Below are 24,286 nucleotides of genomic sequence, written 5' to 3'. Positions count from 1 at the left end.
CACTCGTACTTTCTACGATTATCTTATTTTTTTGAATATTGGTTCATTCGTTGCAAGAGACGGCTCATTGCCAAGACAACCTCTTCAGGCAGGCTGACAACACGCTCACGCAACAAGCGCAGAAATTGTTCTAAACGTCCCCAATCTTCAACGCGTTCGTACAAATCAAACAAGATAATGTACAACTGCGATTCTTGAGGATACTGCAAAACAGCCTGTTCCAAAGTACCGATGGCCAAATCCAATTGACCATAAGCCAACAAAGATTCCACTTCTTTCAGAGCCTCATCAGCTGGTGAAGAGCTGGCGCTGATAACTGAAGAGTCTTTTTGAACCAACTCACGATATTTGGCTTTCATCTGCAAAGAACTTGGCTGAATGTAACCGCGTTTCAAGCCAATCTCTTTAATTTGCTGTTCAGACGGCCCTTTTTCCAAATCATCAAAAATTTCGTGATAACCAAGGTTATAACCCCAACCAAGCATACGTTCTTTTACTTGACGGCCATATTGACCCAAAGAGTGGTAAAGCTTCCACAGATGCTTGGCAAACTGCCCTACTTCTTCATTCTGATAATCCAGACGCAAGGCATCGATAATGAGACCAGCGGGCTTCGCAGAAGTTTGGATTGCTTTGTTGTATTGATGCAAAGCAGTCTCGTAGCTAATCTTGTCTTTCAAGATTTTTGCACTACGCTCCGGTTTGGCAAAACCAATAACCGCGCCCATCTCTTCAGGGCTGATTTCGCCAAAATCTTTCTTGCCTAATACGATAGGCGCACGTTTGCCCATGCCTGGAACGACAATGCGCTCAACCGAGTCGTTCTCAAAGGCAATATGCTCGTCGGAAGCAACTTCCAAACCGCTTTGTTCGCCAATTTGACGGTCCACTTCCTGCATATTCCAACCAAGATGATGCTCGGCAAAAACACGCAGGCGCAGGTTAGTAGAATCCAAAGCCAGACCGGCTTTCAGGTATTCGGCTACGCCGTCTTCAGAAAGGGAGGCACTATGACGCTCAAGCGTATCCGCCAGCATGTCGATATTGCCGACACGCAGATTCAAACCGATTAATTCATGAACCAGCTTTTCCGGAGCACCGTCTTCCAAAGTATTGAGATAACCGGCCAAAGACTCCGCTGCTTTGCTCTCATAGCCGAACTGTTTATAAACCTGATATTCGGTCAACGGATCGACTTCTTGTGCGGAAACAGAAGCTGTTGCATCGTTTGAGCCGCTTCCACCCCATTCCCAGTCTTGATTATCCGCATTGGAAACTGTCTGGTTGACTTTCTCAATCCAGTCGTTTCCATCCTCAGAGGAGGCTGTATGAGCAGCAGACGTACGGCCGCTTTTTGATGCATGTGCGCTTTGTTTGTCTGAATTGTTACTTTGTTTATGACGAACAAAAACCAACACCAGCAAAAAAAGCACCAGCAAAAAAATAGTTAAAAGTTGATAGTTCAAGAACACCTCCCGGTCTTGTGCTGCAAACTGCATTTATTAACATCTGTTGCTTTACACGCAACTTCAACGTTATTAATTCCCCAAACGAATGATGATAACATGAATGCACTCATTTTTACATTAAAAACCCTACTCACATAAAGGACTTGATACCAATTTACAACTCAAACACACCGATGGATTCAACATGCGAGGTTTGCGCAAACATATTCATGATTCCTGCCGCCTTAAACTTATAGCCCTTATCAACCAAGACACCGGCATCTCGTGCAAATGTTGATGGATTACACGAAACATACACTATCTTCTGAGGCAAAAACGGCTTGTGTAGCGATCTGACAACAGCATAAGCCCCGTTTCTCGGCGGATCCAGCAACATCTTGTCAAATCGTCCCCACGACTCAACAGTCTTTTCATCGGTATCGAATAAGTCTGCAACAGAAAACGTCATATTCTCGGCACAACGATTCAGACGAGTATTTTCCCTTGCCCTATCTACCAGATAATCGGCACCTTCAATACCGACAACCGATGCGCCACTTTTTGCCAGTGGCAAACTGAAATTGCCCAAACCGCAAAACAGATCGGCAATCCGCTCCCCTTTTTGAGGGTTTAAAAGTCTGACAGCCCTTGCCACCATCACTTCGTTTAGCTGCGCATTAATCTGCGTAAAATCACCAGGCTTATAAGGCATTTCCACATCAAATTGAGCAAAAGTATAGTTCAGGGGAGGCGCGTTCTCAGGGTAAAACGGCAAGGACTCGGCATGATCCTGCAACCATATTTGCCATGCCTTTTCAGCACCCGACAATATCTTATCAAACCAATTACACAATTCGCTTAATATTTGTTCAAACGGTTGATTTACGAAACGAATGTTGAGTACCGTCACATTTTTCCCGCAATAAAACTCAACAAATTTCACTTTTACACCGTCATCATGCAGCTTTTGCAGCAAATTGCGGACATCAGGCAATCTATCGGACACATGCTTAGGCAAAATATGGCAATGGCGGATATTGACGACATCATGGCTTTTTTTTGCCTGAAAACCGAGTTTCAGACGGCCTTGCTTATCCACCGAAACACTTAAACGCGCCCTATCGCGATAATACCAGGAGTAACCATATAAAGGGGGTAAAATTATCTCCGGCTTGACCTTACCTATCCGTTCCAACTGTTCTTCCAAAATCCGTTGCTTTAATGCAACTTGCGCTCCGAAAGAAACATGTTGAAGCGAACAGCCGCCACATGTATCAAAATAGCAACATGCGGGCTCGACACGTTCGGAAGAAGCCTTCAAAACCTTTTCAACTTGAGCCTCGGCAAACTGCTTTTTCTCTTTATGTCTGACAAACGTTACACGCTCCCCAGGCAGCGCACCGCCGATAAATACGGTCTTCCCATCGACTCTGGCAACACCCCTGCCCTCATAATCCAAAGAAAAAACTTCCGTTTCTTGATACTGTTCTTTCACACCCATACCGTTTCCGCCACGCAGCCGCTACCCGACCGTTTGACTGTCTTCCAATACCGAAAGCGCATATTTTCTCACAAAAACACAGAGTTTCAGGTATCATGCGCCAAAAACTTTCATTTCAAACCCTACAAAAAAAGACGACATGAAAAAAATACTGTTCGGCCTGACCGCCGCCCTTTTAACTTCAGCCGCTGCTGCAAACACGCTTATTCCAGACGTCTCCCCCGCCTCTTCCGGACAACACGTCGTTATCAATATTACGCAACAGCGTTTGTTCCTCTACAACAACGGCAAACTGAGCAAAATTTATCCTGTTGCCGTCGGCAAAGCCATGACCCAAACCAACCTGGGCGAACATAAAATCGGTGCAAAAGCCTACAACCCGGTTTGGCATATCCCTAAATCGATCCAAAAAGAACGCAATGACGGCGTAAAAAGCGTACCGGCCGGCCCAAATAACCCGCTGGGTCCCGTATTTGTCCGTCTTGGCGACCCTAAATTAAGCCTTGGTATCCACGGCACCAATGCCCCTGCCAGCGTACCCGGCGTCCGCAGCCATGGTTGCGTGCGCATGAAATCGCCTGATGCATTGGAATTCGCCAAAACCATCGCAACAGGTTCTCCTGCCTCCGTTATCTACCAAATGGCAAGCCTGAACGAAGATGCCAACCAAAACTTGTGGCTGGCTGCCTATCGTGACCCTTATGACAAGAAAAACCTTGATACGGCTGCCCTGAAAAAAAGCATTGCCGCCTGGGCAAAAGCGCACGGTAAAACCATTCCTGCCGCGCGTGTGGATGCAATCCTGAAAGGGCGCACCGGCGCAGCAAACTGTCTGACCTGCGCCAAAGGCGTGAAACTCAAATCGCCTTTGAAATCTTTGGCATGGACCAGCGGCACGGATGCTTACAGTAAACCTAAAGTCATGCCGAAACCGGCTCCTGCTAAAGATGTGGTATTGCCTCAAGGCACTGAAATCGAAGTTGATGCTACCGACGATACAAACAAGGCAGCATCCGAACCGAAACAAATCGTTCGTCCGACTCCGGTGAAACCGGCAAAACCTGCGGCCAAACCGGTAACCACTCCGGCGGATGCTCCTACCTCCGCACCTAAAGCCGCTTCCGAACCAGCTACTGCCCCATCCCCTGCACCTAAAGCCGCTTCTGAACCAGCTACTGCCCCTGCTTCTTCTCCTGTGAAAGATGCTCCGACAAGCAGCGAACCGGCAGATGTGCTGTTCTAAGCAGAACAAAATACATAGCCAAAGGCCGTCTGAAATGAATTTTTCAGACGGCCTTTTCGCACAACTGGATATTGGAAATAGATGTACCTCTTAATTCAGACGGCCTTTTTACTTTCCAAATATTCCGACAAACCGCGATCGCGCAAAATACAGCTTGGGCATTCATGGCAACCACCGACCACGCCGTTATAACAGGTATGTGTGTGCTCGCGAATATAATCCAACACACCCATTTCATCCGCCAGCGCCCATGTTTGCGCTTTGGTTAAATACATCAAGGGCGTGTGAATTTGAAAAGCGTAATCCATGGCCAGATTCAGCGTGACATTCATCGACTTGACGAACACATCGCGACAGTCGGGATAACCCGAAAAATCGGTTTCGCACACGCCGGCAATGATATGGCGTATTCCCTGCCCTTTGGCGTAAATAGCGGCGTAAAGCAAAAACAAAGCATTGCGTCCATCTACAAATGTATTGGGCAGGCCGTCTGAAGCTGTTTCAATGTATGCCTTATCATCCATCAAGGCGTTATGCGTAATCTGTTGCATCAGGCTCAAATCGAGTATGGTCTGCTTCACACCCAAATCTTGGGCAATCCAACGCGCTCGCTCCAATTCGATAGCGTGGCGTTGTCCATATTGAAAAGTGATGACCTGCACATTTTCACGGCCATATGTTTGAATTGCCTGAATCAAGCAGGTTGTTGAATCCTGCCCGCCCGAAAAAATAACGAGTACCTGCTGTTTTTCCATAGTAAATTCCTAGTTTTGTTAACGCGGGAGGTTTGCGAACCGCGTGATTCGAAGATTGACGGATTATAACGGATTTCGTCTATAATCACGGCACTTCATTTTCTTTTATATAGCATAATTATGAGCATCTACGCCCTGAAACCAAAATTTCAAAACCTGTTGCTCCCCATGGTTAAGCGGCTGTATCAAAAAGGTATTACTGCCAATCAGGTCACCCTGTTTGCCTGCGCCGTTTCCATTTTGATCGGTTTGCTTTTAGCACTGTTTGCAGGTGTATCCACATTATTCTGGCTTTTGCCGATCTGGTTGTTTGTCCGCATGGCGCTGAATGCAATGGACGGCATGCTGGCACGGGAGTTCGGCCAGCAATCGGCATTAGGCGGTTATTTGAATGAAATCACCGATATTGCCGCCGATGCTGCTTTGTATCTGCCTTTTGCCTTTATCGTTCCCTTCGGCGGCGTGCAAATCGCCCTGTTTATTTGGCTGGCGGCAATGACTGAGTTTTGCGGCGTTTTGGGACAAGTCCATGGCAACGGCCGTCGTTATGACGGGCCATTCGGCAAAAGTGACCGCGCATTCTTTATCGGCGCATTGGCCGTATGGTATGCAATCGACGGTAGCTTCCATTCGACTTTCTATATCCTTATGTGGCTGGCCTGCGCGGCATTGGTTTATACCTGTTACAAACGTGTCATCAATGGCTTGAAGGCCGTCTGAAACCTGTCCGCGTTCTTGGGTTAATCACCGTTGATTAGAGTATTTAAACCCATCTCCTCGTTTTAATGAAAACAAAAAGGCCGTCTGAAACCATAAAGTTTATGGTTTCAGACGGCCTTTTATCCAGTAGCCAAGATAACTTACTGTTTACCCAGTTGACTGTAATCTACCAACATATACTTGGCAGTAATTTTCTGCGAAGCATTGCCTTCATCGCCCATCAGAATCATCTGCGGCTTGCCGTTAACGGTAATCGAATCGACGGCCTCAACGTTGGTGATGTGTTGCAGATTAGGCAGAGAGATTTTTTGCGGTTCATCGGTCGGATTACCGCTCCAAGTCCACAGTTGTGAGAATTTCTGTCCATTCTCATCCTTCACTTCATTGGCAATCACGTAGGTTTTCAACACAGGATCATAGTTGAGGGAACGGATACCGCCGCCATCAATATCAATCACGGCCACTTCATCAAACTCAGGCTTGGCATTGCGCTCAAACACATCTTTCGGATTGCTGATAAACGCAACTAAAGCCATGTTGTTGAACTCAGGATCACGGAATCCCAAAACAAGACGTTTTTTCACCGGATCAAACGCCATGCCCTCAATATTGATTTCTTCAAAAGAAACTTCTGCCTTGGTTCGCTCGCGAATCAAATCATGCAGCTTGTGATCGGTTTCCAAAACCTGCGTCAGATTGTCGTAGCTGGTCAGCCCCAACACGTTGCCGTCTTGGATTTTAAAACGCATCAGGTGTTCGCGGTCAGGCGAACGGTTGCCTTTACGGGTGCGCGAGTGTGAAGTCAGCGCGTAGATAAAGCCTTCATCGTCGCGAGCCAAAGCCTCCAAATCGCTGAGCCGACGTTTGAAACCGGTAATCACGCGTGTATCCAATGCCTCGTCTTCCACAAACCTGCCGGTTTTATCAATGCTGATGATACTGAACGCATGGTTGGGTTCGTCTTCCGCGATCAGCAACTTACCATCCGGGAGCTGTTGTACAGCAGAAGGCTCAAATACGCCGTTAAACATATTGATACCCAGCGAACGCAGCTCTGCCGCATTGTTGGCCGGAGGCATCAGCAATGACGGCAGTGTTTTCACACCGATAAATGCCGCCAGCGAAGCCAGCAAACCCCAGCGGAATACCGCATAAGATAAATTAATGTATTTGAACTGCTTATCCGCCAACAAACCGAGCCAGTAAAGATGGTCGCTCATCTTTTCATAGATTTGTTTACGGTCGCCCATAATTTCCTGCATCATCTCCCAATATTGATCTTTTTGCAGTTTCACACGGTCTTCATAAATCAAAATATTGGGTTGGCTGCCGCCAAAAAAGCGTGTTTCGGTACTGCTGAGGCGGGTTTTCAAATCCCGCAGTTTCGAACGGCCGCGGATAAAATCCTTAAACCATGTACGCGCTGCCTGCATTTTGCCGATACGTTCCGGCGAAGCAGAAAGCAATGCAAACACGATAGACGCGGCGGCAGTAATCATAAACGTACTGGCCGGAATCAAAAATTCGGGCGACGATGAAAAAATAAACGCGCCCGAAATCATCAGCGCAGAAACAATAAAACCATTCAGCGAAATCATAATGTTCGCTTTGGTTGCCGCTAGCGCCAACAATTCCATCTCCGAGCGTACGGCGTTACGGAACATGGTTTCCACGCCCTTATTCGTACCCAACAGATCAGACGCATTCAAATCTTCGGCTTTATCTTTTTTCTTTTTCGCCTTGTCTTTTTTACGTTTGACTTTCTTCTCGTTTTTTTCAGACGGCATTTCAGGATGTTCAACTACATCCTGACCTTCTACTGCTTCCTGAATTTCTACCGCGTCAGCCACAACCTCAACTTCGTTTTCAACCACACTGTTTTGACTGTGATCCCAAAAATCAACATCCTGTTGGGATTCGGCAGCTGCGCCGTCGTTTAAAGGTTTTTCTTGGTCGCCTATCTGCTTCGGCTGACCATCTTCCTTCCAATCATTCAAACTCATATTATGACTCCCAACATCAAACACTTTGAACTACATGGAAAATAAAAAACATATTTAGTTCATTTATTTCAGGTAATTTACATGCTGTTTACATTCTTTAAATGCCTAAATAGCAAACTGTCGCAGGACCAAAAGCCCTGCGACAATCTACTTTATATCGAAATATTAATAATCGATGCGCTCTTTGATAATTTGCAAATCAGGGTAAGACAAAACAATGTCGTACTCACGGCCATTTTTAAAAGCCTCAACCTCCAACACAGGCTGACCTCGACGGCTATCGGCATCAACATCGTGAACTTGATAGCCGCGTTGTTCCAACATTCTTACGGCTTTAGCACGGTTTTGCTCGAAGTTTTTGTCGCTGTAAATTTTGTGTTCGATGTAATCGCTGGCACCGGCAGTAGTGGCAGACAAAGCAACGATGGCAGTCAATAAGAATTTTTTCATGTTTGATTTCCTTTTAAAATGTGTATTCGGGTTTCGATGGATGTATTAAAACATGACAAAATTAGCAGTTAATTAGTGCTTGGTTAAACACAGTAAAGGCCGTCTGAAAACTGTTCAGACGGCCTTGATTCTTAATCATCAAATTTCAAACGTATTGCACAAATGTAAATCCGGAGGGTTAGAAACGATGAAAAGCCTGCAGCGAATATTCACCCAACAAATGGACAAATCATGAACAAATTTTGCGAAATTACTTTTTGCCAACAAATCGGCAGCAACAAACAACACAACCAAGATGCCCTTTTTAACGGCGAACAAGTGTTTCAATATAAACTCAAAACCGCTGAAACACGCCTTGAAACCCGTCCACGCTTTATCATCGGGATAGCCGACGGTATTTCTAATAGCAACCGTCCCAAAAAAGCCAGCAAATCAGCCATGCACCTATTAAGCCGTACAGCCAAACTCAGCCGTCAAACCATCAATCATGTACAAACCGTTTTATCCGCAGAATTGGCAGAGGATTATTTTGGTTCATCAACCACTTTTGTTGCCGCAGAAATCGACCAAACCACCGGCAAAACCAAAATCATCAGCGTAGGCGACAGCCGCGCCTATTTGATTGATACACAAGGAAAATGGAAGCAACTGACCCAAGATCACTCGATACTCTCCGAATTGCTGGATGGTTTGTCGGATAAAAAAGAAGAAGAGTTCGCCACCATATATGGCGGCGTTTCTTCTTATCTAGCAGCAGATTATTCCGAATTCCAAGACAAAATGTGCCATATCGAACTTACGCTTAAAGCAGGAGAAAGCCTGCTGCTTTGTTCAGACGGCCTAAGTGATGCTCTTTCAGAAGAAATAAGAGAAAAAATTTGGCAACAATATGATAACGATAAGTCCCGTCTGACTGTGTTTCGTAAATTAATTGCGAAACAAAGAGTTTATGATGATATGTCGGTAGTAGTTTGTAAGATTATCCAAACACCCTCTATCCAACCTTTTAACAATCACTATCATCCGTTTTAAGTGAAATTTGAAACCATCTTTTACCATTTCTCTCCATCATTGCATTCGTCCGATATGTCATGATACTGTTCAAAAAACATGACTATTAGGAGTTTCTCATGTCCGAACAGCAAAAATACTTTTCTACCCAAGACGGTACTTCGCTTTTCTACCGCTATCGCCCTGCTGCCGATGGTTCTTCCGACAAAGCCATTGTGCTGTTCCATCGCGGACATGAGCATTCCGGCCGGATGATGTTTGTTGCCGATGAGCTGGGTTTTGATGATTTTGCCTATTTTGCTTGGGATGCGCGTGGTCATGGTTACAGCCCTGGTGAACGCGGCGATAGTCCGAGCATCGGCACTTCGGTTTCAGACGTAGATGATTTTATCCGACACATCCAAAACGAATACGGCATCAAACCTGAAAACATTTGCGTGATTGCGCAAAGTGTCGGAGCGGTATTGGTTTCTACTTGGTTGCACGATTACGCGCCGAAAATCCGTTGCGCCGTATTGGCTTCGCCTGCGTTCAAAGTCAAGCTCTATGTTCCGTTTGCCCGTACCGGTTTGAAAATGATGCAAAAATGGCGTGGCAATTTCTTTGTCAACAGCTATGTCAAAGCCCACTATCTGACCCACAATGTCGAACGTCAAAAAAGCTACGACAATGATCCGCTGATTGCCCGCGCTATTTCTGTGCGCATCCTGCTGGGTTTATATGAAGCGGCTGAACGTGTGGTTGCCGATGCGCAAGCCATTACTACGCCTGTACAACTGTTGATTTCAGGCAGCGATTGGGTTGTTCATCATAAACCGCAACACGATTTCTACAACCGTTTGGGCAGCCATATTAAAGAACGCCATATCCTGCCCGGTTTCTACCACGACACCTTAGGCGAGCAAAACCGTGAAATCGCGTTTATCGAAATGCGCCGTTTTATCCGCGAGCGTTTCAATCAGCCTTTGCAACAAGTCGATCTGACTCAAGCACACTTATTTGGAGACAGTCGTCGAGAAGCTGACGAACTGGCGACGCCTTTGCCTATTTGTACGCCTCGCGGCGCATTTTGGGCGACATATCGCGCCTCGCTCAAACTGGGTTCGCGCTGGAGTGAAGGCTTGAGAATCGGTCAAGAAACAGGTTTTGATTCAGGCAGCACGCTGGATTACGTCTACCGCAATCAACCGCAAGGCAGCAATGCTTTCGGTGTATGGGTGGACAAATACTATCTCAATGCCATTGGCTGGCGCGGCATTCGCCAACGCAAAGTCAATATCGGCAAAGCCATTCAGACGGCCTCAGCCAAACTGCGCGAAGCAGGCAAACCGGTACACGTTTTGGATATTGCGTCCGGTCATGGCCGCTATGTATTGGATGCCCTGACTGCCGACACATTGCCTGATTCCGTACGCTTGCGCGATTACAGTCCGATTAATGTCGAAGCCGGACGCAAGCTGATTGCCGATCGTGGCTTACAAAACACGGTAACCTTCAATGAGGTCAATGCCTACGACTGCGCCAATTATCACGATTTACAGCCGCGTCCAACGCTGGGCATCGTCTCCGGCCTGCACGAATTGTTTGCCGACAACGATTTGATTTTGAACTCACTCTACGGTTTCGGCGAAGCCATTGAAACCGGCGGCTACCTGATCTACACCGGCCAGCCGTGGCATCCGCAACTGGAAATGATTGCCCGCGCCCTGACCAGCCACAAAGCAGGCTGCCCAAACTGGGTAATGCGCCGCCGCAGTCAGCAGGAAATGGATCAGCTGGTTGAAAAAGCCGGTTTTGAAAAAATCCATCAGTGGATAGACGAAGACGGTATTTTCACCGTGAGCTTGGCAGTGAAGAAATAAAAATAAAGGCCGTCTGAACAATTTTTTAACTTTCAGACGGCCTGGTATATAAGTTGGGCATTAATAACTCAACAAAAATAATATTAAAAGGGATTTTGGGTATAAACGTCAGCCCAATTAAATAATACTATGAAACACTTACTTATCGACTTTGAAAATATCCAACCGCAAAATCTAGATAAATTACCAACTGAAGATACTCATATTTGGTTATTTTTAGGCACACAACATAAATCATTACCCATTAGTTTAGTGGCATCATTGCTTCCATTTGGCGAACGTGTCCATCTTATTCACTTACAGAAATCAGGCAAAAACGCATTAGATTTTTATCTTTCTTATTATCTTGGAAAAATTATCGCTACAGATACAGATGCTCAAATTGGTATACTTTCTCGTGATGGTGGTTACGATATCTTAGTAGAACATATCTTAGAAAAGCAGGAGGCAAAAGGTGTTGTACGCTTAGCAAATATAGATGAAGTGCAGCACACAAAAATTAATACTACACCTCCAACAAAACTGCTAGAACCCCACCCTCAACCTGAAAATTCCCTCACACCACCTCAGTCATTAGCACCTTATTTTCAAGCAGCCTTAACTGCTTTGCGTCAGCCCAACGCTTTTCTTCCATCTCGCTTACATAATTTGCAACAAAATCTGTGTAAATATATTTTACGTGAACAATTTCAAGGTAAAACAGACGAAGAATGCGAAACAACAACTGCTCATATTATTAATAAACTTAAAACACAAAACTTAATTAGTGTTGATGAGCAAGGTATAGTGATTTACCACATCAGTGACAATGATCTATTACAGAAAATCCAACGTTATATTTTGAATATCAAACCCAAAACTTATACTGATTTTCAAGATGCTGTACAGAAACGTGCAAATGCTCTCTCACTCACTATAAGTCAAGGTGATATTCAAACTTTTGCACGCTATATGCGTGAACAAAACCTTATTCGTCAAAACAATGGAAAAATTGAATATGCTCCATTTGCCCTTACTAATCCCATACCTCAAAAGAAAATAGCCCATTTACCTGATGAGACCATGTGGAAAAAAGTAATTGCCGCACTATCAGTTGAACCATCCAAACGCCCAGGTAAAGTCAGTACATTACGAAACACTATTAAAGCACATGCAAAATCCAATAATTATGAAACTGAAAAACTATTACAGCATCTACTGGATAAAAAAGTTCTTAGCATTAATGGTACGAATATCACTTATCTCAAATAGGTTTACGGAATCAAAATATTCAATTATTAACTAACGTACCCATGAAATCCTCCCTCAAAACCTCCCTACTCAAGCTGATTTTAGTCGGTATCCTGTTTTATACCAGCTACGGCCTGTCCAACCATTATGCGGCATCGCTGGACTATGTGCCTGAAATCGCTTTTGCATGGGAGAGCAATATTCCGTTTTGGGCATGGACGATTGTGCCTTATTGGTCGCTAAACCTGATGTATGCCGCGGCATTTTTTCTTTGTCGTGATACTCATGAGCAAAACCGATATGTAGTGCACCTTGTAGCCGCTCAACTGATTGCGACTGCTTGCTTTGTGCTGTTTCCGCTGCGTTTCGGGTGGGCTAAACCGCCTGCTGATGGGCTGTCAGGCTGGCTGTTTGATTCATTGGCTGCATTTGATTTGCCATACAACCAAGCGCCATCTTTGCATATTGCGTTGGCGATTATCGTGGGTGCATTTTATTGGACGCGCTTTCCCCAAATCCGCCTGCCGCTTTTCGTATGGCAAAGCCTGATTGCCTTGTCGGTACTGACGACTTATCAACATCATTTTATTGACGTGCCGACCGGAGCATTGCTTGGCTGGCTGGTGTTGTGGGCTTTCCCGCGTCAGATGACTTCGCCGTTAAGACTGGACTCAAGTGATGTACGCTCAAGAAAGATTGCGCTGCTGTATTTGCTTGGCGCGTGTTTAATGGCTTTACCTGCGCTGCTGGGTGGCGCGTGGCTGTGGTTGATATGGATTAGCGTGTCTTTGCTGATGGTGGCCTTTGCCTATTTGACTGGAAATGCAAACGTATTCCAAAAACAGGCTAACGGTAAATTATCGACGGCAGCGACGGTTTTGCTGTTGCCTTATCTGGTGGGCGCACGGCTAAACATGGCGTATTGGTTACGCGGTAAAGCGAAAACGGCACAAGTCCGCAATGATGTATGGATTGGCAGCGTTTTGGGGATTTCAAACCATCTGCCTGCCGTATTGGATGTATGCGCCGGATATCCCTGCCGTAGCTATCAAGGAGAATATCGCTCCCTGCCTTTACTGGATATGGTAACGCCGTCTAAAAACGATTTGGTTCAGACGGCCTTGATATTGGAAACCTTGCGCCAAAAACACGGCAAAGTGCTGGTATGTTGCGCTTTGGGTTATGGAAGAAGTGCCGCAGTGGTGCTGACGTGGCTGCTGGTCTATGGTGGCTGCAAAGACTTGGCGCAAGCGAAGGCCGAACTCCAACAGGTTCGGCCGCAAATGGTATTATCGCCGGCCACTGCCAAAGCAGTCGAAGCTGCTGCCAACCGTTTAAAACAAGGATAATGATGAACAACGCAACCGACAGCCGTATTACTGCCCACCTGCTCTCTACCACACATTATGTTGCCGCCTGCAACGCCTTGCTGCTCGCCTTGTCGGCAAAATATGGCGGCGCATGGTTTGCGGTGCAACTTGTCTTGGCAGCGGTTTTGCTGTACTGCCATATCCGCATTCACTTCGACCACCGCGTGTTCCAAGACTTTGCCGACAACCGCTACTCTCCTGAAGACTTCGACCAATCCTTACAACAAAACGGTTTACATCAAATTTCAGGCAGCCGTACGTTGACCCAACGGATAAACGGCGCACTTTCCTTATGGCGCAAAAACTTATACCTGACCGCCGCACAATTTTTAATTTTGCTTATCCAAAGCATTTGATTATTTTTGCTGATTTACCCAAACCAAATCCTTAGCGGTATCTCACTCCCAAAGGCAGAAACAATGAAAAACTTCCTCAAAAAACAACTTGCCTGGCTGACCGACCAAGCCTTGTGTCTGTCGGTCTCTTTTCTTACGGGCGTCCGTCCTAAAAGTCCGCACGAACGGACATTCAATCAGCACCAAAAGGTCTATTATGCCAATCACGGCAGCCATGGCGATTTTGTGCTGGTGTGGATTTCCCTACCCCGCCGCTGGCGCTTGTCCACGCGCCCAGTCGCCGGTTCGGATTACTGGCTGACAAGCAAACTCAAACGCTTCATCATTCAAAACGTTTTCAACGCCTTGCTGATTCCGCGCCATAGCGATAATCCGCAAGCAATTACCGAACAGATGAAAGACGCGCTAAACGCAGGCGACTCTTTGATTATTTTCCCGGAAGGCACGCGCAATACTGACGACAACACTATCCTGCTGCCATTCAAGTCCGGCATTTATCATTTGGCAAAAAGCAAACCCGATACCGAATTTGTGCCGATTTGGATAGACAACATCAGCCGCGTACTGCCCAAAGGCAAAATCCTGCCTATACCGCTTTTGTGTGAAGTCCATATCGGACAGCCGCTTACTTTGCAGGAAAACGAAGACAAAGACAGCTTTTTGACACGCAGCCGTGAAGCGCTGCTGGCACTCAGGCCGTCTGAAAACGACCGCAGCGAACTTCGCCAAAATGAATCTGAAGTCCATCAAAACAAAGGAGGACAAGCATGAGCCTTTCTACGACTTCCCAACAAATTATTGTCGAACAGGCCGCCGCTCATCTGACTCCGCAAGCCAGCTATATTTTTGTCGGCGTATTTGCCGTATTGTGTTTTGCCAGCATCATCGGACAATGGCTCAAGCGCAAAAACGGCGCCGATAATGCCACCATCGCCAACCTCAATGCCCGCATTTACGCATGGTGGCTGATGACGCTGGTGTTGCTGGGTGCGTTTTGGTTCGGCAAAATCGGGACGGTTGTACTGTTTTCCTGATTTCATTTGCCGCACTGCGCGAATTTATGACCCTCGTCTATCGCCGCCGCAGCGACTATTACAGCATGGTGGTCTGCTTTTATCTGCTGCTGCCGGTGCAATACTATTTCGTCTATGACAGCTGGTACGGCATGTTCAGCATTTTTATTCCGGTTTACGGCTTTTTGATACTGCCGATTATTGCCAGCCTCAGCGGCCAAACCGCGCACTTTTTGGAACGCGCCGCCAAAACGCAATGGATGGCGATGATTTGCATCTTCTGTCTGTCCCATGTTCCGGCGCTGATGTTTCTAGATTTGGACGGCTTCGATAACAGCAATAATATCCTGTTGCTGATCTTCCTGATTGGCGTGGTGCAAGTATCAGATGTGTTGCAATACGTTTGGGGCAAACTGATTGGCGGTGCAAAAATCATGCCCTCGCTTTCCCCGTCCAAAACCATTTCCGGCACTGTCGGCGGTATTTTATCGGCCACTGCCATTGCCGCGTTGATGGCGCCGATTACGCCGTTTTCCCACGGCCAAGCAGCCGTTATCGGCTTTATCGTCTGCCTGATGGGTTTCTTTGGCGGCCTGGTTATGTCTGCCATCAAACGCGATTACGGTGTCAAAGACTGGGGCAATATGATACGTGGCCACGGCGGCATGCTTGACCGCGTGGATTCGATTTGTTTTGCCGCACCCGTGTTTTTCCACATCACCCGTTATTTCTGGAACGGCTAAACTTCAGGCCGTCTGAAAGCTGTTTTCAGACGGCCTTGAATATATGAAACTGCCAGCCCTACCAATTCGTTATACAATACGCGACCATTGTTATTACACACACAACATGAATAAACCTTCTCCAATCTTTCCCATTTTTCTTGCTACGATTATCTTCGCCCTCATTGTTTGGTCAGGTATCAATCCCCATGACCGCGCAGTCTGGTACGCCGAAATCATTCCCGTAGCATCCGTATTCTTCCTTCTGGTTGCCACCTACCGCATTTTCCGATTCAGCAACCTGGCCTACTTATTCATGAGTTTCTGGCTCATCATGCATTCCATCGGTGCATACTACACTTTTGCAGATGTACCGTTTGAATCCATCAACCGCTTTGTCGAGCCAATTTTGGGCGAAAACCGCAATCATTACGACCGTATTGCCCATTACATCATCGGCTTTTATGCCTATCCAATGGCTGAATGGCTGCTACGCCGCAAGCTGTGCAACCTGCCGTTGGCCTTATTTTTCTCCCTGTTCTTCATTATGAGCGTGGCTGCCGCCTATGAAATCATCGAATGGCAATATGCTGTCATCGACGGCGGAGAAGCCGGACTGGAATTTTTGGGTTCTCAAGGCGATATTTGGGACGCGCAAAAAGACATGCTTGCCGATACTTTGGGCGCGTTAACTTCTCTGTTTATTTTTGTGTTTACCCGACCCGATAAACGCTTGGGTTTCTCTTAAATCTACCCCTTTACAGCAAAAGGCCGTCTGAAACCAGATTTTCAGACGGCCTTTTTCATTTTTCTATTGGTATGTTGGAACATTGGTTGACAATAATTGGAGTGGGTTGTCGACCATCAAGTTGAATATAAAGTTTTAAATATCGACATCAAAGTGCGCTAGTACCAATACAGAAAGCTTCATTAATAACAATTTTGTCGGCCAGCCTGATCTAAGATTTGCCGACAACGGTATAGATTCTATGCGTATGATGATGCGTATAGAAGATCATGACACCTTTTTTAACCGCAAATTGCAAATTAAAAGTAATATGGAATTGTGAGAAATCACCAAAATTTACTCGACAATGTCGAATAATCTTTCAGTGAGTAGTTCCTGAAACGCAGTACGCCTACTTTGGATTGATTAATTTGGGTTGGATCAAGAACAAAGGTCGTCTGAATGTTTCAGATGGCCTTATATATTTCGCCTCTTTGATATGTCTTTTCTCATCGGTTTTATCAAATATAAAAAAGCGTACCTTTCTAGGTACGCTTTTTTTCAATCTGACTCAAAATTAGAATTTCGCGCCAGACTCGTTTGCCATAAAGTCTACAGCAGCTTTAACTTCATCGTCACTCAAGCTGCTGTTGCCACCTTTGGCAGGCATTGAATTAAAACCTTCAAGCGCGTGTTTGTGCAAAGTGTCTTTACCTTGCTTAATTCGAGGAGCCCAGTCTTCTTTTTTACCTACGACAGGAGCGCCTGGAATCATACCGCCATGACATGTTTTACAGTTGGCTTCAAAAACAGCTTTGCCATCTACCTTAACCGGAGCCGCTTCTGCTTTTTCAGCAGGTTTGGCTTCAGCAGCCGGAGCAGCTTTAGCATCTGAAGCAGGAGCGGCAGATGCTGCGCTGTCAGCTGCAGGGGCTGATGCTTCGGCTGCTGGAGCAGCTTGAGCAGGCTCAGCTTTTTTAGCAGGAGCTTTTTTACCGTCTTTGTTAGACATACCCCAAACGTAAGCAGTCATGATGTGCAGCTTGTCTTTGTCGAGGAAGTGACCCCAAGCAGGCATTTGGCTGCTGCGGCCGTTGGTAATGGTTTCGGTAATCGCTTTTTGAGTACCGCCCCACAACCATACATCGTCAGTCAGGTTCGGACCAAGACCTTGGATACCTTGACCTTTGTCGCCGTGACAAGTGAAACAGTTGGCAGGTGGGCCGCTAAACAGGGCTTTACCGCGTTCTGCACGTTCTTCGTCGTATTGACCTTTAGGTTTAGAAAGAGACATAACATACTGTGTTACGTTTTTCACGCCTTCTTCACCCAAAGCAGGACCCCATGCAGGCATGGCGGCAGTACGGCCTTTTTCAATAGTTTCCTGAATTTTTTCAGGTTCGCCGCCCCACAGCCAGTCGTCGTCAGTCAGATTTGGGAAGCCTTTAGAGCCTTTGGCATCTGAACCATGACATTGGATACAGTAGGTATTGAAAAGGTTTTGACCGATAGCTTGTGCTTCAGGATTTTTAGCCACTTGATCAATCGGCATTTTGGCAAACTTAGCATACATTTGGCTGTATTTCTGTTCGGCTTTGGCAACCTCTTCTTCATACTGACCGTGGCTAGTCCAGCCCCAGATACCTTTAAAGTCACCGACACCCGGATACATGACCAGATAGCCGATACCGAAGGTCCAAGTGCAGACATACAGCCAAAACCACCAACGCGGCAGCGGGTTGTTGTATTCTTCAATACCGTCCCATTCATGACCTGTCGTTTTGACTTCTTCGCCCTTTTTAGGACGCTTCACAACGTTTTGGGAAAGCAGCAGCCATGCCAAGCCGATAAAGCTGAGCACGACAATAACTGCAATGTATATATTCCAGAAATTGCTGGTAAATTGGGATGTTGTGTTCATTCTTTTGCTCCGTGATCACGGACTAAACTGTTATCGCCCGTCTTTTTCAGACGACCCTTTATCATCATTGTCAAAAATACTGTTGGCAGCATCATCGTAGTTCTTTTTATTACGTCGATTAAAAACAATATAAAGCACTAAGATGAAACTGATAAAAACCCAAACAGTAAAGAGCGAGCGAACCCAGTTCACGTCCATGATGTTACCTTACGTTTTTCAATGCCAAGCCTAAGCCTTGCAGGTATGCAATCACCGCATCCAGCTCTGATTTGTTTGCCAAAGCTTCAGGAGCTTTTTCAATTTCTTCATCGCTGTAAGGCGTACCGACTTTACGCAGGGCTTTCATATGTGCCACTGTTGCTTCGGCATCGACTTTGTTGCGGGCAAGCCATGGGAAAGCAGGCATATTGGACTCTGGCACAACGTCGCGCGGATTCAGCAAGTGGATGCGGTGCCATTCGTCGGAATAGCGGCCGCCTACACGAGCCAAGTCCGGACCGGTACGTTTGGAACCCCATTGGAACGGATGGTCATAAACAGACTCACCGGCAACGGAGTAGTGGCCGTAACGTTCGGTTTCTGCACGGAACGGACGAATCATTTGAGAGTGGCAGTTATAGCAGCCTTCGCGTACGTAAATATCACGACCGGCCACTTGCAAAGCGTTATAAGGTTTCACACCTTCAATAGGTTGGGTTACAGCCTTGGAGAAGAACAGCGGCACGGCTTCAATCAACAGACCTACGCTGACTACAAGCAGGGTAAATACAATCAGGACGCCAACTTTTTCTTCAGCTAATTGTTGTAATTTCATTTTGGTAGCCTTTTCTTATGTTTTTAGTGGTGCTGGGTTTGAGACACCGCGGGAATCTCGGCATCAACCGCTTTGCCACTGATGGCTGTACGGTAAACGTTGTATGCCATGATACACATACCGCTCAGGTACAGCAGGCCGCCGGTGAAACGAATCATGTAGTAAGGCATGGTACGTTTAACTGACTCTACAAACGAATAAGTCAAAGTACCGTCAGCATTCAGAGAACCCCACATCAGGCCTTGCATCACACCGGCAATCCACATCGCGGCGATATACAGAACCACTCCGATGGTTGCAATCCAGAAATGCGCTTCAACCAATTTGGTGCTGTACATTTCGTTTTTACCGAAGAGGCGTGGGATCATATAGTAAACGGAACCGATGGTTACGAAGCCTACCCAACCCAATGCACCGGCGTGAACGTGTGCAACAGTCCAGTCAGTGTAGTGGCTCAGAGCGTTAACAGTTTTGATAGACATCATCGGACCTTCGAAGGTAGACATACCGTAGAAGGACAGAGATACGATCAAGAATTTCAAAATCGGGTCAGTACGCAGTTTGTCCCATGCACCAGACAGAGTCATAATACCGTTGATCATACCGCCCCAAGAAGGTGCGAACAGGATCAAAGACAATACCATACCCAAAGATTGAGTCCAGTCAGGCAATGCGGTGTAGTGCAAGTGGTGAGAACCTGCCCACATATAAGTGAAAATCAAAGCCCAAAAGTGAACAACGGACAAGCGGTAAGAGTAAATAGGACGACCTGCTTGTTTTGGTACGAAGTAGTACATCATACCCAAGAAACCGGCTGTCAGGAAAAAGCCCACCGCATTGTGGCCGTACCACCATTGAACCATCGCATCAATCGCACCAGAGTAAACTGGGTAAGATTTCATCAAACCGGCAGGGATGCTGATATTATTGACGATGTGCAACAGCGCAACAGCCAAGATAAAGCCGCCGTAGAACCAGTTGGCAACGTAAATATGTTTGATTTTACGTTTGGCAATCGTACCGAAGAATACGATAGCGTAGGCAACCCACACCAGCGTAATCAAAATGTCGATAGGCCATTCCAACTCGGCGTATTCTTTACCTTGGGTATAACCCATAGGCAAGCTGATAGCCGCAGCCACGATGACAGCCTGCCAACCCCAGAAGGTAAATGCAGGCAACCAACCGCCAAACAGACGGGTATTACATGTACGTTGAACAACGTAGTATGATGTACCGATCAGACCACAACCACCGAATGCAAAAATAACCGCATTGGTATGCAGCGGACGCAGGCGGCCAAAGTGGAACCAAGGTCCAATTTCAGATAAATCAAGGGATGGAGCAAATAATTGGGCGGCTACAATTACACCGACCAACATGCCCACAATACCCCAAACTACAGTCATGATGGCGAACTGGCGCACCACTTTGTAGTTATAAGTTTGTGTGTCCATGGAAGTCTCCATAAATTATGGGTATAAAAAATTTTTATCTCACCCCAACCCTTACGTTTATGAAAAGCGCAATACGGCTAAGGCTCAAATTTTTCTAAATTTAACATAGACACTACAACATGCCAAGCAAAATTACATTCCATATTGCATAAAAACTTTAGTGAGACATAACCTCATTTCTTTTATAATCAATAAATTATTTGAACATATCCAATAAATCGGGCACAGCATTTTTTCAAGCCCCCTTTTTCGTACAGATTTATTGATATAGATTAAACCTAACCTTTAAAAACACTTATCCTTAATAAACTTTAGCAAACTATACAATAGCTATGATTAATTACAAAATTACCCCTAACTTTCTGTCTCATGAATGGCACATCACCTTATCATTCACTCAACCCAATGATTCTGAAACAGAAATCAGCCTGCCCAACTGGGTTCCCGGCAGCTACCTCATCCGTGACTTTGCCCGCCACATCACACACATCAGCGCACGCTGCAACGGCAAATCCCAGCCGCTGACGCAAACCAGCAAAAACCATTGGCAAACCCCGGCCCTCAGTGGAGCGTGGGAAATTTACTACACCGTCTACGCATTCGACTTGTCTGTTCGCGGCTCGTTCCTCAGTACCGAACGCGGCTTTTTCGATGGCGCGTGCCTCTTCTTAAAAGTACACGGACAAGAGGAACAACCGCACCAAGTCGAATTTCCTACCCTGCCACACACATGGCAGATAGCCACAACCCTGCCCCAAATTTCGGCGACCACTTTTCAGACGGCATCATATACCGAGCTTATTGATCACCCCGTTGAAACAGGCATCATCGAATTCCTCGACTTTGAAGCACAAGACATCCCCCACCGTATTGCATTAAGTGGTATTTACCCCGATTTCGACCGCGCCCGCTTCCTCGCCGATATTCAAAAAATCTGCGAAACCGAGTTGGCGATGTTCCCCTCCCCTGCCCCGTTTACCGAATACCTTTTCCTACTACATCTGGGCGACAACCTCTACGGCGGACTGGAACACATCAGCAGCACCGCCCTTCTTGCCGACCGCCACAGTCTGCCATCTTACGACATGGGCGAAGCCGACAAAGCCTATACCGAACTGCTCGGTCTCTTCTCCCACGAATACTTCCACGCATGGAACGTCAAATCCATCAAACCGGCCGTCTTCGCACCTTACAATCTCGACCAAGAAAACTACACCGAGCAACTTTGGGCATTTGAAGGCATTACTTCCTACTACGATGACCTCTTTCTTGCCCGAAGCAAAATCATCAGCCCCGAAGCCTACCTTACCCTGCTTGCACAAGGCATCACACGCGTACAGCAGACACAAGGCCGTCTGAAACAAACACTTGCCCAATCCAGTTTCAGCGCATGGGACAAGTTCTACAAACAAGACGAAAACAGCCCCAACGCCATCGTCAGCTACTATCAAAAAGGCGCACTGGCCGCACTTTGCCTCGACCTCATCATCCGTGAAAAAAGCCAAGGCAAATACACCCTCGATAGCGTGATGCAGCAACACTATCGCGACTGGTGCAACACCCATCAAGGCATACCCGAAAAACACTGGCAAACCCGTTGCCAAGAAATAACCGGTTTAGATTTAGAAACCTTCTTTCAGACGGCCTTATACAGCACCGAAGACCTTCCGCTCGCAGAATGTCTGCAAAGCGTAGGTGTCAAACTCGACTTTATTCCCCTGCCACGCCAGCACGGCGGAGCATTTGCCAGCGAACCCCAATCGGTTGCCCCCTCCAATGATTTGGGCGCACGTTTCAAACAAAACAGCGACCATGCCGTCCTGACTCATGTATTTAATGGCGGCAGCGCAGAAAATGCCGGACTCTGCCCGCAAGACAAAATCATCGCCTTAGGCGGCTATGCCTGCAACGACCTTGCAGCGCAGTGGAGCAAACTGCCTATCGGCACGCGCACCACCATCCATTTCTTCCGCCAAGGCCTGTTGCGCGAAACCAGTATCACAGTTCAAGCAGCAGAAGCCAATACCGCCCTGCTACACATTACCGATCGCCCAAAACTCGAAAACTGGTTGTACAATCATTAAATAAAACTTCAAACGGCCTGCCACTTTCTAGGCCGTCTGAAATCTACATATCCGCTCAATATAAAGAAAGGAAAAACTATGCCCATCCGTAAACTGACCGACTCCCTCTATATCGCCCCCCAACTGACCGAAGCCGATGTCCAAGAAGCCGTACGTCTCGGCATCCAAACCGTCATCTGCAACCGCCTGGACGGCGAAGAAGAAAACCAACCGGCTTTTGCCGAAGTACAAAACTGGTTTAAAGAAGCCGGCATCAACCAATTCTCACACCAGCCTGTTGTTGCGCCTCAAATCAACGCAGCCGATGTTGCAGCCTTCCAAAATCTGTTGCAACAATCTCCGGCTCCTATCCTTGCCTTCTGCCGTACCGGCACTCGCTGCTCCTTGCTTTGGGGTTATCATCAAGTGCAACACGGCGCATCCGTAGCCGAAGTAGTTGCCGCAGCCGAGCAGGCGGGCGTCAACCTCAGCAGCTTTGAAGCCCGCCTGCAAGAAGCCAAAGATAAAGGTTTGGCTTAATACTTAATTTATATTAAGTAGCAGCCTTTAAACCAATCAGGCCGTCTGAAACCAATTCTTTCAGACGGCCTAATGACTTTTATTCACAATCAAACCTTATTTTTAATTTATTTCCACTATCCTAAAAATATATTTTCTAAATCAAGCCCGAATTGACCTGTATCAATACCCCAACCCTATTTTCATTTATAATGCCTTTCAATGCTTCAGGGTCAAGCCCGAATCCTCCAGTTTTCCCCTATAAGAGCCAGCTCTCTTATTAAATGATTTTTCTTTCCTCTTGATGTGTGTGTGTTTGGGTGTGGCCGAAAGCCACCCCCTTTTTTTTATACCTACCCCCTTTAAGGCCGTCTGAAAACTTTCAGACGGCCTTTCCTTTCCCCTCACAAAAATAGTATAAAATCCCCTTATCGTTCAAACCACAAACTCAAAATACCATGGTCAATAAACTCACTCCCCCTCCAAGCCTGCCCGATCCGCAAGACCTCCGTGCCGTTATCGCTTACAACATGCGCCTCTATCGCGTCAATCACGGCTGGTCGCAAGAAGAACTGGCACGCCAATGCGGACTTGACCGTACCTACGTTTCCGCCGTTGAGCGCAAACGCTGGAACATCGCCCTTTCCAACATCGAAAAAATCGCATCCGCACTCAAAATCGCCCCTTACAAACTCCTCCTTCCACCGCAAGAAATGCTCCGCCAAATGACCGAGCCTGCGGATACCCAAGCCTAATTCACAACCAGATACCATCATGACCGCCGCCCAACAAGCCATCCAAACTTACCAGCAGCAAAAAGTCGCAGCAGAAACTGCCTACCGCCAAAACAACCGCCCTACCGTTTACTTCCGCGACCATATCGCCGCTGCCGAAACCCTGCTGCAAACCCTCTGGCAAATCCACTTCCCCGACAGCAACGACATCAGTCTCATTGCCATCGGCGGCTTTGGGCGTTGTGAACTCTATCCCCATTCCGACTGGGATTTAGCGATTATTTCCTCGGCCCCATTTTCAGACGGCCTGCAACAACAAACCGCCCAATTTATCCAAACCCTTTGGGACGCACGCCTCAATCCGGCC

General features: G+C 46.7%; 21 protein-coding genes, 2 pseudogenes and 1 riboswitch. Of the genes and pseudogenes, 14 read left to right on the top strand and 9 right to left on the bottom strand.

Annotated elements, in window-relative coordinates; all coding sequences use genetic code 11:
- Positions 1-23 precede the first annotated feature (23 nt).
- Positions 24-1,499: a hypothetical protein gene (locus tag ACTHSP_RS05015; protein ID WP_049352575.1), complete on the bottom strand. Its 1,476-nt coding sequence runs from the start codon at positions 1,497-1,499 to the stop codon at positions 24-26.
- Between the two features lie 124 nt (positions 1,500-1,623).
- Positions 1,624-2,949: a 23S rRNA (uracil(1939)-C(5))-methyltransferase RlmD gene (rlmD, locus tag ACTHSP_RS05010; protein ID WP_049352573.1), complete on the bottom strand. Its 1,326-nt coding sequence runs from the start codon at positions 2,947-2,949 to the stop codon at positions 1,624-1,626.
- A 139-nt stretch (positions 2,950-3,088) separates the two neighbouring features.
- Here rlmD and ACTHSP_RS05005 point away from each other — a divergent pair, with 139 nt between their 5' ends.
- The gene (locus ACTHSP_RS05005) at positions 3,089-4,192 is read left to right on the top strand and encodes a L,D-transpeptidase family protein (RefSeq protein ID WP_049352571.1); all 1,104 of its coding nucleotides are present in this window, start codon (positions 3,089-3,091) and stop codon (positions 4,190-4,192) included.
- A 95-nt stretch (positions 4,193-4,287) separates the two neighbouring features.
- Here the strand turns inward: ACTHSP_RS05005 and queC are convergent, their stop codons facing one another.
- Entirely contained in the window at positions 4,288-4,947 is a 660-nt protein-coding gene (gene queC / locus ACTHSP_RS05000) for a 7-cyano-7-deazaguanine synthase QueC (RefSeq protein ID WP_440345740.1), read from the bottom strand.
- 3 nt (positions 4,948-4,950) lie between these two features.
- A riboswitch (PreQ1 riboswitch) is annotated at positions 4,951-4,996 on the bottom strand.
- A gap of 71 nt (positions 4,997-5,067) precedes the next feature.
- Here queC and ACTHSP_RS04995 point away from each other — a divergent pair.
- Positions 5,068-5,667 carry a CDP-alcohol phosphatidyltransferase family protein gene (locus ACTHSP_RS04995; protein WP_049352567.1) on the top strand — a complete coding sequence of 200 codons (600 nt, stop codon included), beginning with the start codon at positions 5,068-5,070 and terminating at the stop codon, positions 5,665-5,667.
- 140 nt (positions 5,668-5,807) lie between these two features.
- Here ACTHSP_RS04995 and ACTHSP_RS04990 read toward each other — a convergent pair whose 3' ends face one another.
- Together ACTHSP_RS04990 and ACTHSP_RS04985 are read right to left on the bottom strand one after the other, a co-directional pair.
- Positions 5,808-7,454, bottom strand: coding sequence for a Pycsar system effector family protein (locus ACTHSP_RS04990; protein WP_440345743.1), 1,647 nt, complete (start codon positions 7,452-7,454; stop codon positions 5,808-5,810).
- Positions 7,455-7,835: 381 nt separating this feature from the next.
- Positions 7,836-8,120, bottom strand: coding sequence for a PepSY domain-containing protein (locus tag ACTHSP_RS04985; RefSeq protein WP_049352562.1), 285 nt, complete (start codon positions 8,118-8,120; stop codon positions 7,836-7,838).
- A 231-nt stretch (positions 8,121-8,351) separates the two neighbouring features.
- Between ACTHSP_RS04985 and ACTHSP_RS04980 the strand changes: the two genes are divergently transcribed.
- The 8 genes and pseudogenes from ACTHSP_RS04980 to ACTHSP_RS04945 all read left to right on the top strand — a co-directional run bounded on the left by ACTHSP_RS04980 (position 8,352) and on the right by ACTHSP_RS04945 (position 16,432).
- Positions 8,352-9,152, top strand: coding sequence for a PP2C family protein-serine/threonine phosphatase (locus ACTHSP_RS04980; RefSeq protein ID WP_049352560.1), 801 nt, complete (start codon positions 8,352-8,354; stop codon positions 9,150-9,152).
- 98 nt (positions 9,153-9,250) lie between these two features.
- A complete protein-coding gene (locus ACTHSP_RS04975) occupies positions 9,251-10,993 on the top strand; it encodes a bifunctional alpha/beta hydrolase/class I SAM-dependent methyltransferase (protein WP_049352558.1) in 1,743 nt (580 codons plus the stop codon).
- A 129-nt stretch (positions 10,994-11,122) separates the two neighbouring features.
- Positions 11,123-12,244 carry a PIN domain-containing protein gene (locus ACTHSP_RS04970; RefSeq protein ID WP_049329005.1) on the top strand — a complete coding sequence of 374 codons (1,122 nt, stop codon included), beginning with the start codon at positions 11,123-11,125 and terminating at the stop codon, positions 12,242-12,244.
- Positions 12,245-12,285: 41 nt separating this feature from the next.
- Positions 12,286-13,572: a phosphatase PAP2/dual specificity phosphatase family protein gene (locus tag ACTHSP_RS04965; protein ID WP_371464587.1), complete on the top strand. Its 1,287-nt coding sequence runs from the start codon at positions 12,286-12,288 to the stop codon at positions 13,570-13,572.
- 2 nt (positions 13,573-13,574) lie between these two features.
- A complete protein-coding gene (locus tag ACTHSP_RS04960) occupies positions 13,575-13,949 on the top strand; it encodes a hypothetical protein (protein WP_440345742.1) in 375 nt (124 codons plus the stop codon).
- 63 nt (positions 13,950-14,012) lie between these two features.
- Positions 14,013-14,720 carry a lysophospholipid acyltransferase family protein gene (locus ACTHSP_RS04955; protein ID WP_440345739.1) on the top strand — a complete coding sequence of 236 codons (708 nt, stop codon included), beginning with the start codon at positions 14,013-14,015 and terminating at the stop codon, positions 14,718-14,720.
- A pseudogene (locus ACTHSP_RS04950) lies at positions 14,717-15,705 on the top strand (phosphatidate cytidylyltransferase). Before ACTHSP_RS04955 ends, ACTHSP_RS04950 begins: the two are co-directional and overlap by 4 nt.
- A gap of 106 nt (positions 15,706-15,811) precedes the next feature.
- The gene (locus ACTHSP_RS04945) at positions 15,812-16,432 is read left to right on the top strand and encodes a DUF2238 domain-containing protein (protein WP_070646683.1); all 621 of its coding nucleotides are present in this window, start codon (positions 15,812-15,814) and stop codon (positions 16,430-16,432) included.
- Between the two features lie 556 nt (positions 16,433-16,988).
- Here ACTHSP_RS04945 and ccoP read toward each other — a convergent pair.
- From ccoP to ccoN, 4 genes are read right to left on the bottom strand one after another with little or no spacing between them, the layout of a single operon-like run.
- Positions 16,989-18,332 (bottom strand): cytochrome-c oxidase, cbb3-type subunit III, encoded by a 1,344-nt coding sequence (gene ccoP / locus ACTHSP_RS04940; protein WP_079454060.1) that lies wholly within the window; start codon positions 18,330-18,332, stop codon positions 16,989-16,991.
- A 30-nt stretch (positions 18,333-18,362) separates the two neighbouring features.
- Positions 18,363-18,530: a cbb3-type cytochrome oxidase subunit 3 gene (locus tag ACTHSP_RS04935; protein WP_440345738.1), complete on the bottom strand. Its 168-nt coding sequence runs from the start codon at positions 18,528-18,530 to the stop codon at positions 18,363-18,365.
- A 4-nt stretch (positions 18,531-18,534) separates the two neighbouring features.
- The gene (gene ccoO / locus ACTHSP_RS04930; RefSeq protein ID WP_003680866.1) at positions 18,535-19,146 is read right to left on the bottom strand and encodes a cytochrome-c oxidase, cbb3-type subunit II; all 612 of its coding nucleotides are present in this window, start codon (positions 19,144-19,146) and stop codon (positions 18,535-18,537) included.
- A 23-nt stretch (positions 19,147-19,169) separates the two neighbouring features.
- A complete protein-coding gene (ccoN, locus tag ACTHSP_RS04925; RefSeq protein ID WP_193699282.1) occupies positions 19,170-20,603 on the bottom strand; it encodes a cytochrome-c oxidase, cbb3-type subunit I in 1,434 nt (477 codons plus the stop codon).
- A gap of 332 nt (positions 20,604-20,935) precedes the next feature.
- Here ccoN and ACTHSP_RS04920 point away from each other — a divergent pair, with 332 nt between their 5' ends.
- From ACTHSP_RS04920 to ACTHSP_RS04905, 4 genes and pseudogenes are all read left to right on the top strand, one after another.
- Positions 20,936-22,687 (top strand): M61 family metallopeptidase, encoded by a 1,752-nt coding sequence (locus tag ACTHSP_RS04920; RefSeq protein ID WP_440345737.1) that lies wholly within the window; start codon positions 20,936-20,938, stop codon positions 22,685-22,687.
- Between the two features lie 78 nt (positions 22,688-22,765).
- Positions 22,766-23,206 (top strand): TIGR01244 family sulfur transferase, encoded by a 441-nt coding sequence (locus ACTHSP_RS04915; RefSeq protein WP_440345736.1) that lies wholly within the window; start codon positions 22,766-22,768, stop codon positions 23,204-23,206.
- A gap of 437 nt (positions 23,207-23,643) precedes the next feature.
- The gene (locus tag ACTHSP_RS04910; RefSeq protein WP_003680870.1) at positions 23,644-23,940 is read left to right on the top strand and encodes a helix-turn-helix domain-containing protein; all 297 of its coding nucleotides are present in this window, start codon (positions 23,644-23,646) and stop codon (positions 23,938-23,940) included.
- Between the two features lie 19 nt (positions 23,941-23,959).
- Positions 23,960-24,286, top strand: a pseudogene (locus ACTHSP_RS04905) ([protein-PII] uridylyltransferase); the annotation flags it as partial.

Source organism: Neisseria sp. P0001.S005 (assembly GCF_051963715.1).
This window is presented reverse-complemented; position numbering and strand designations above follow the sequence as displayed.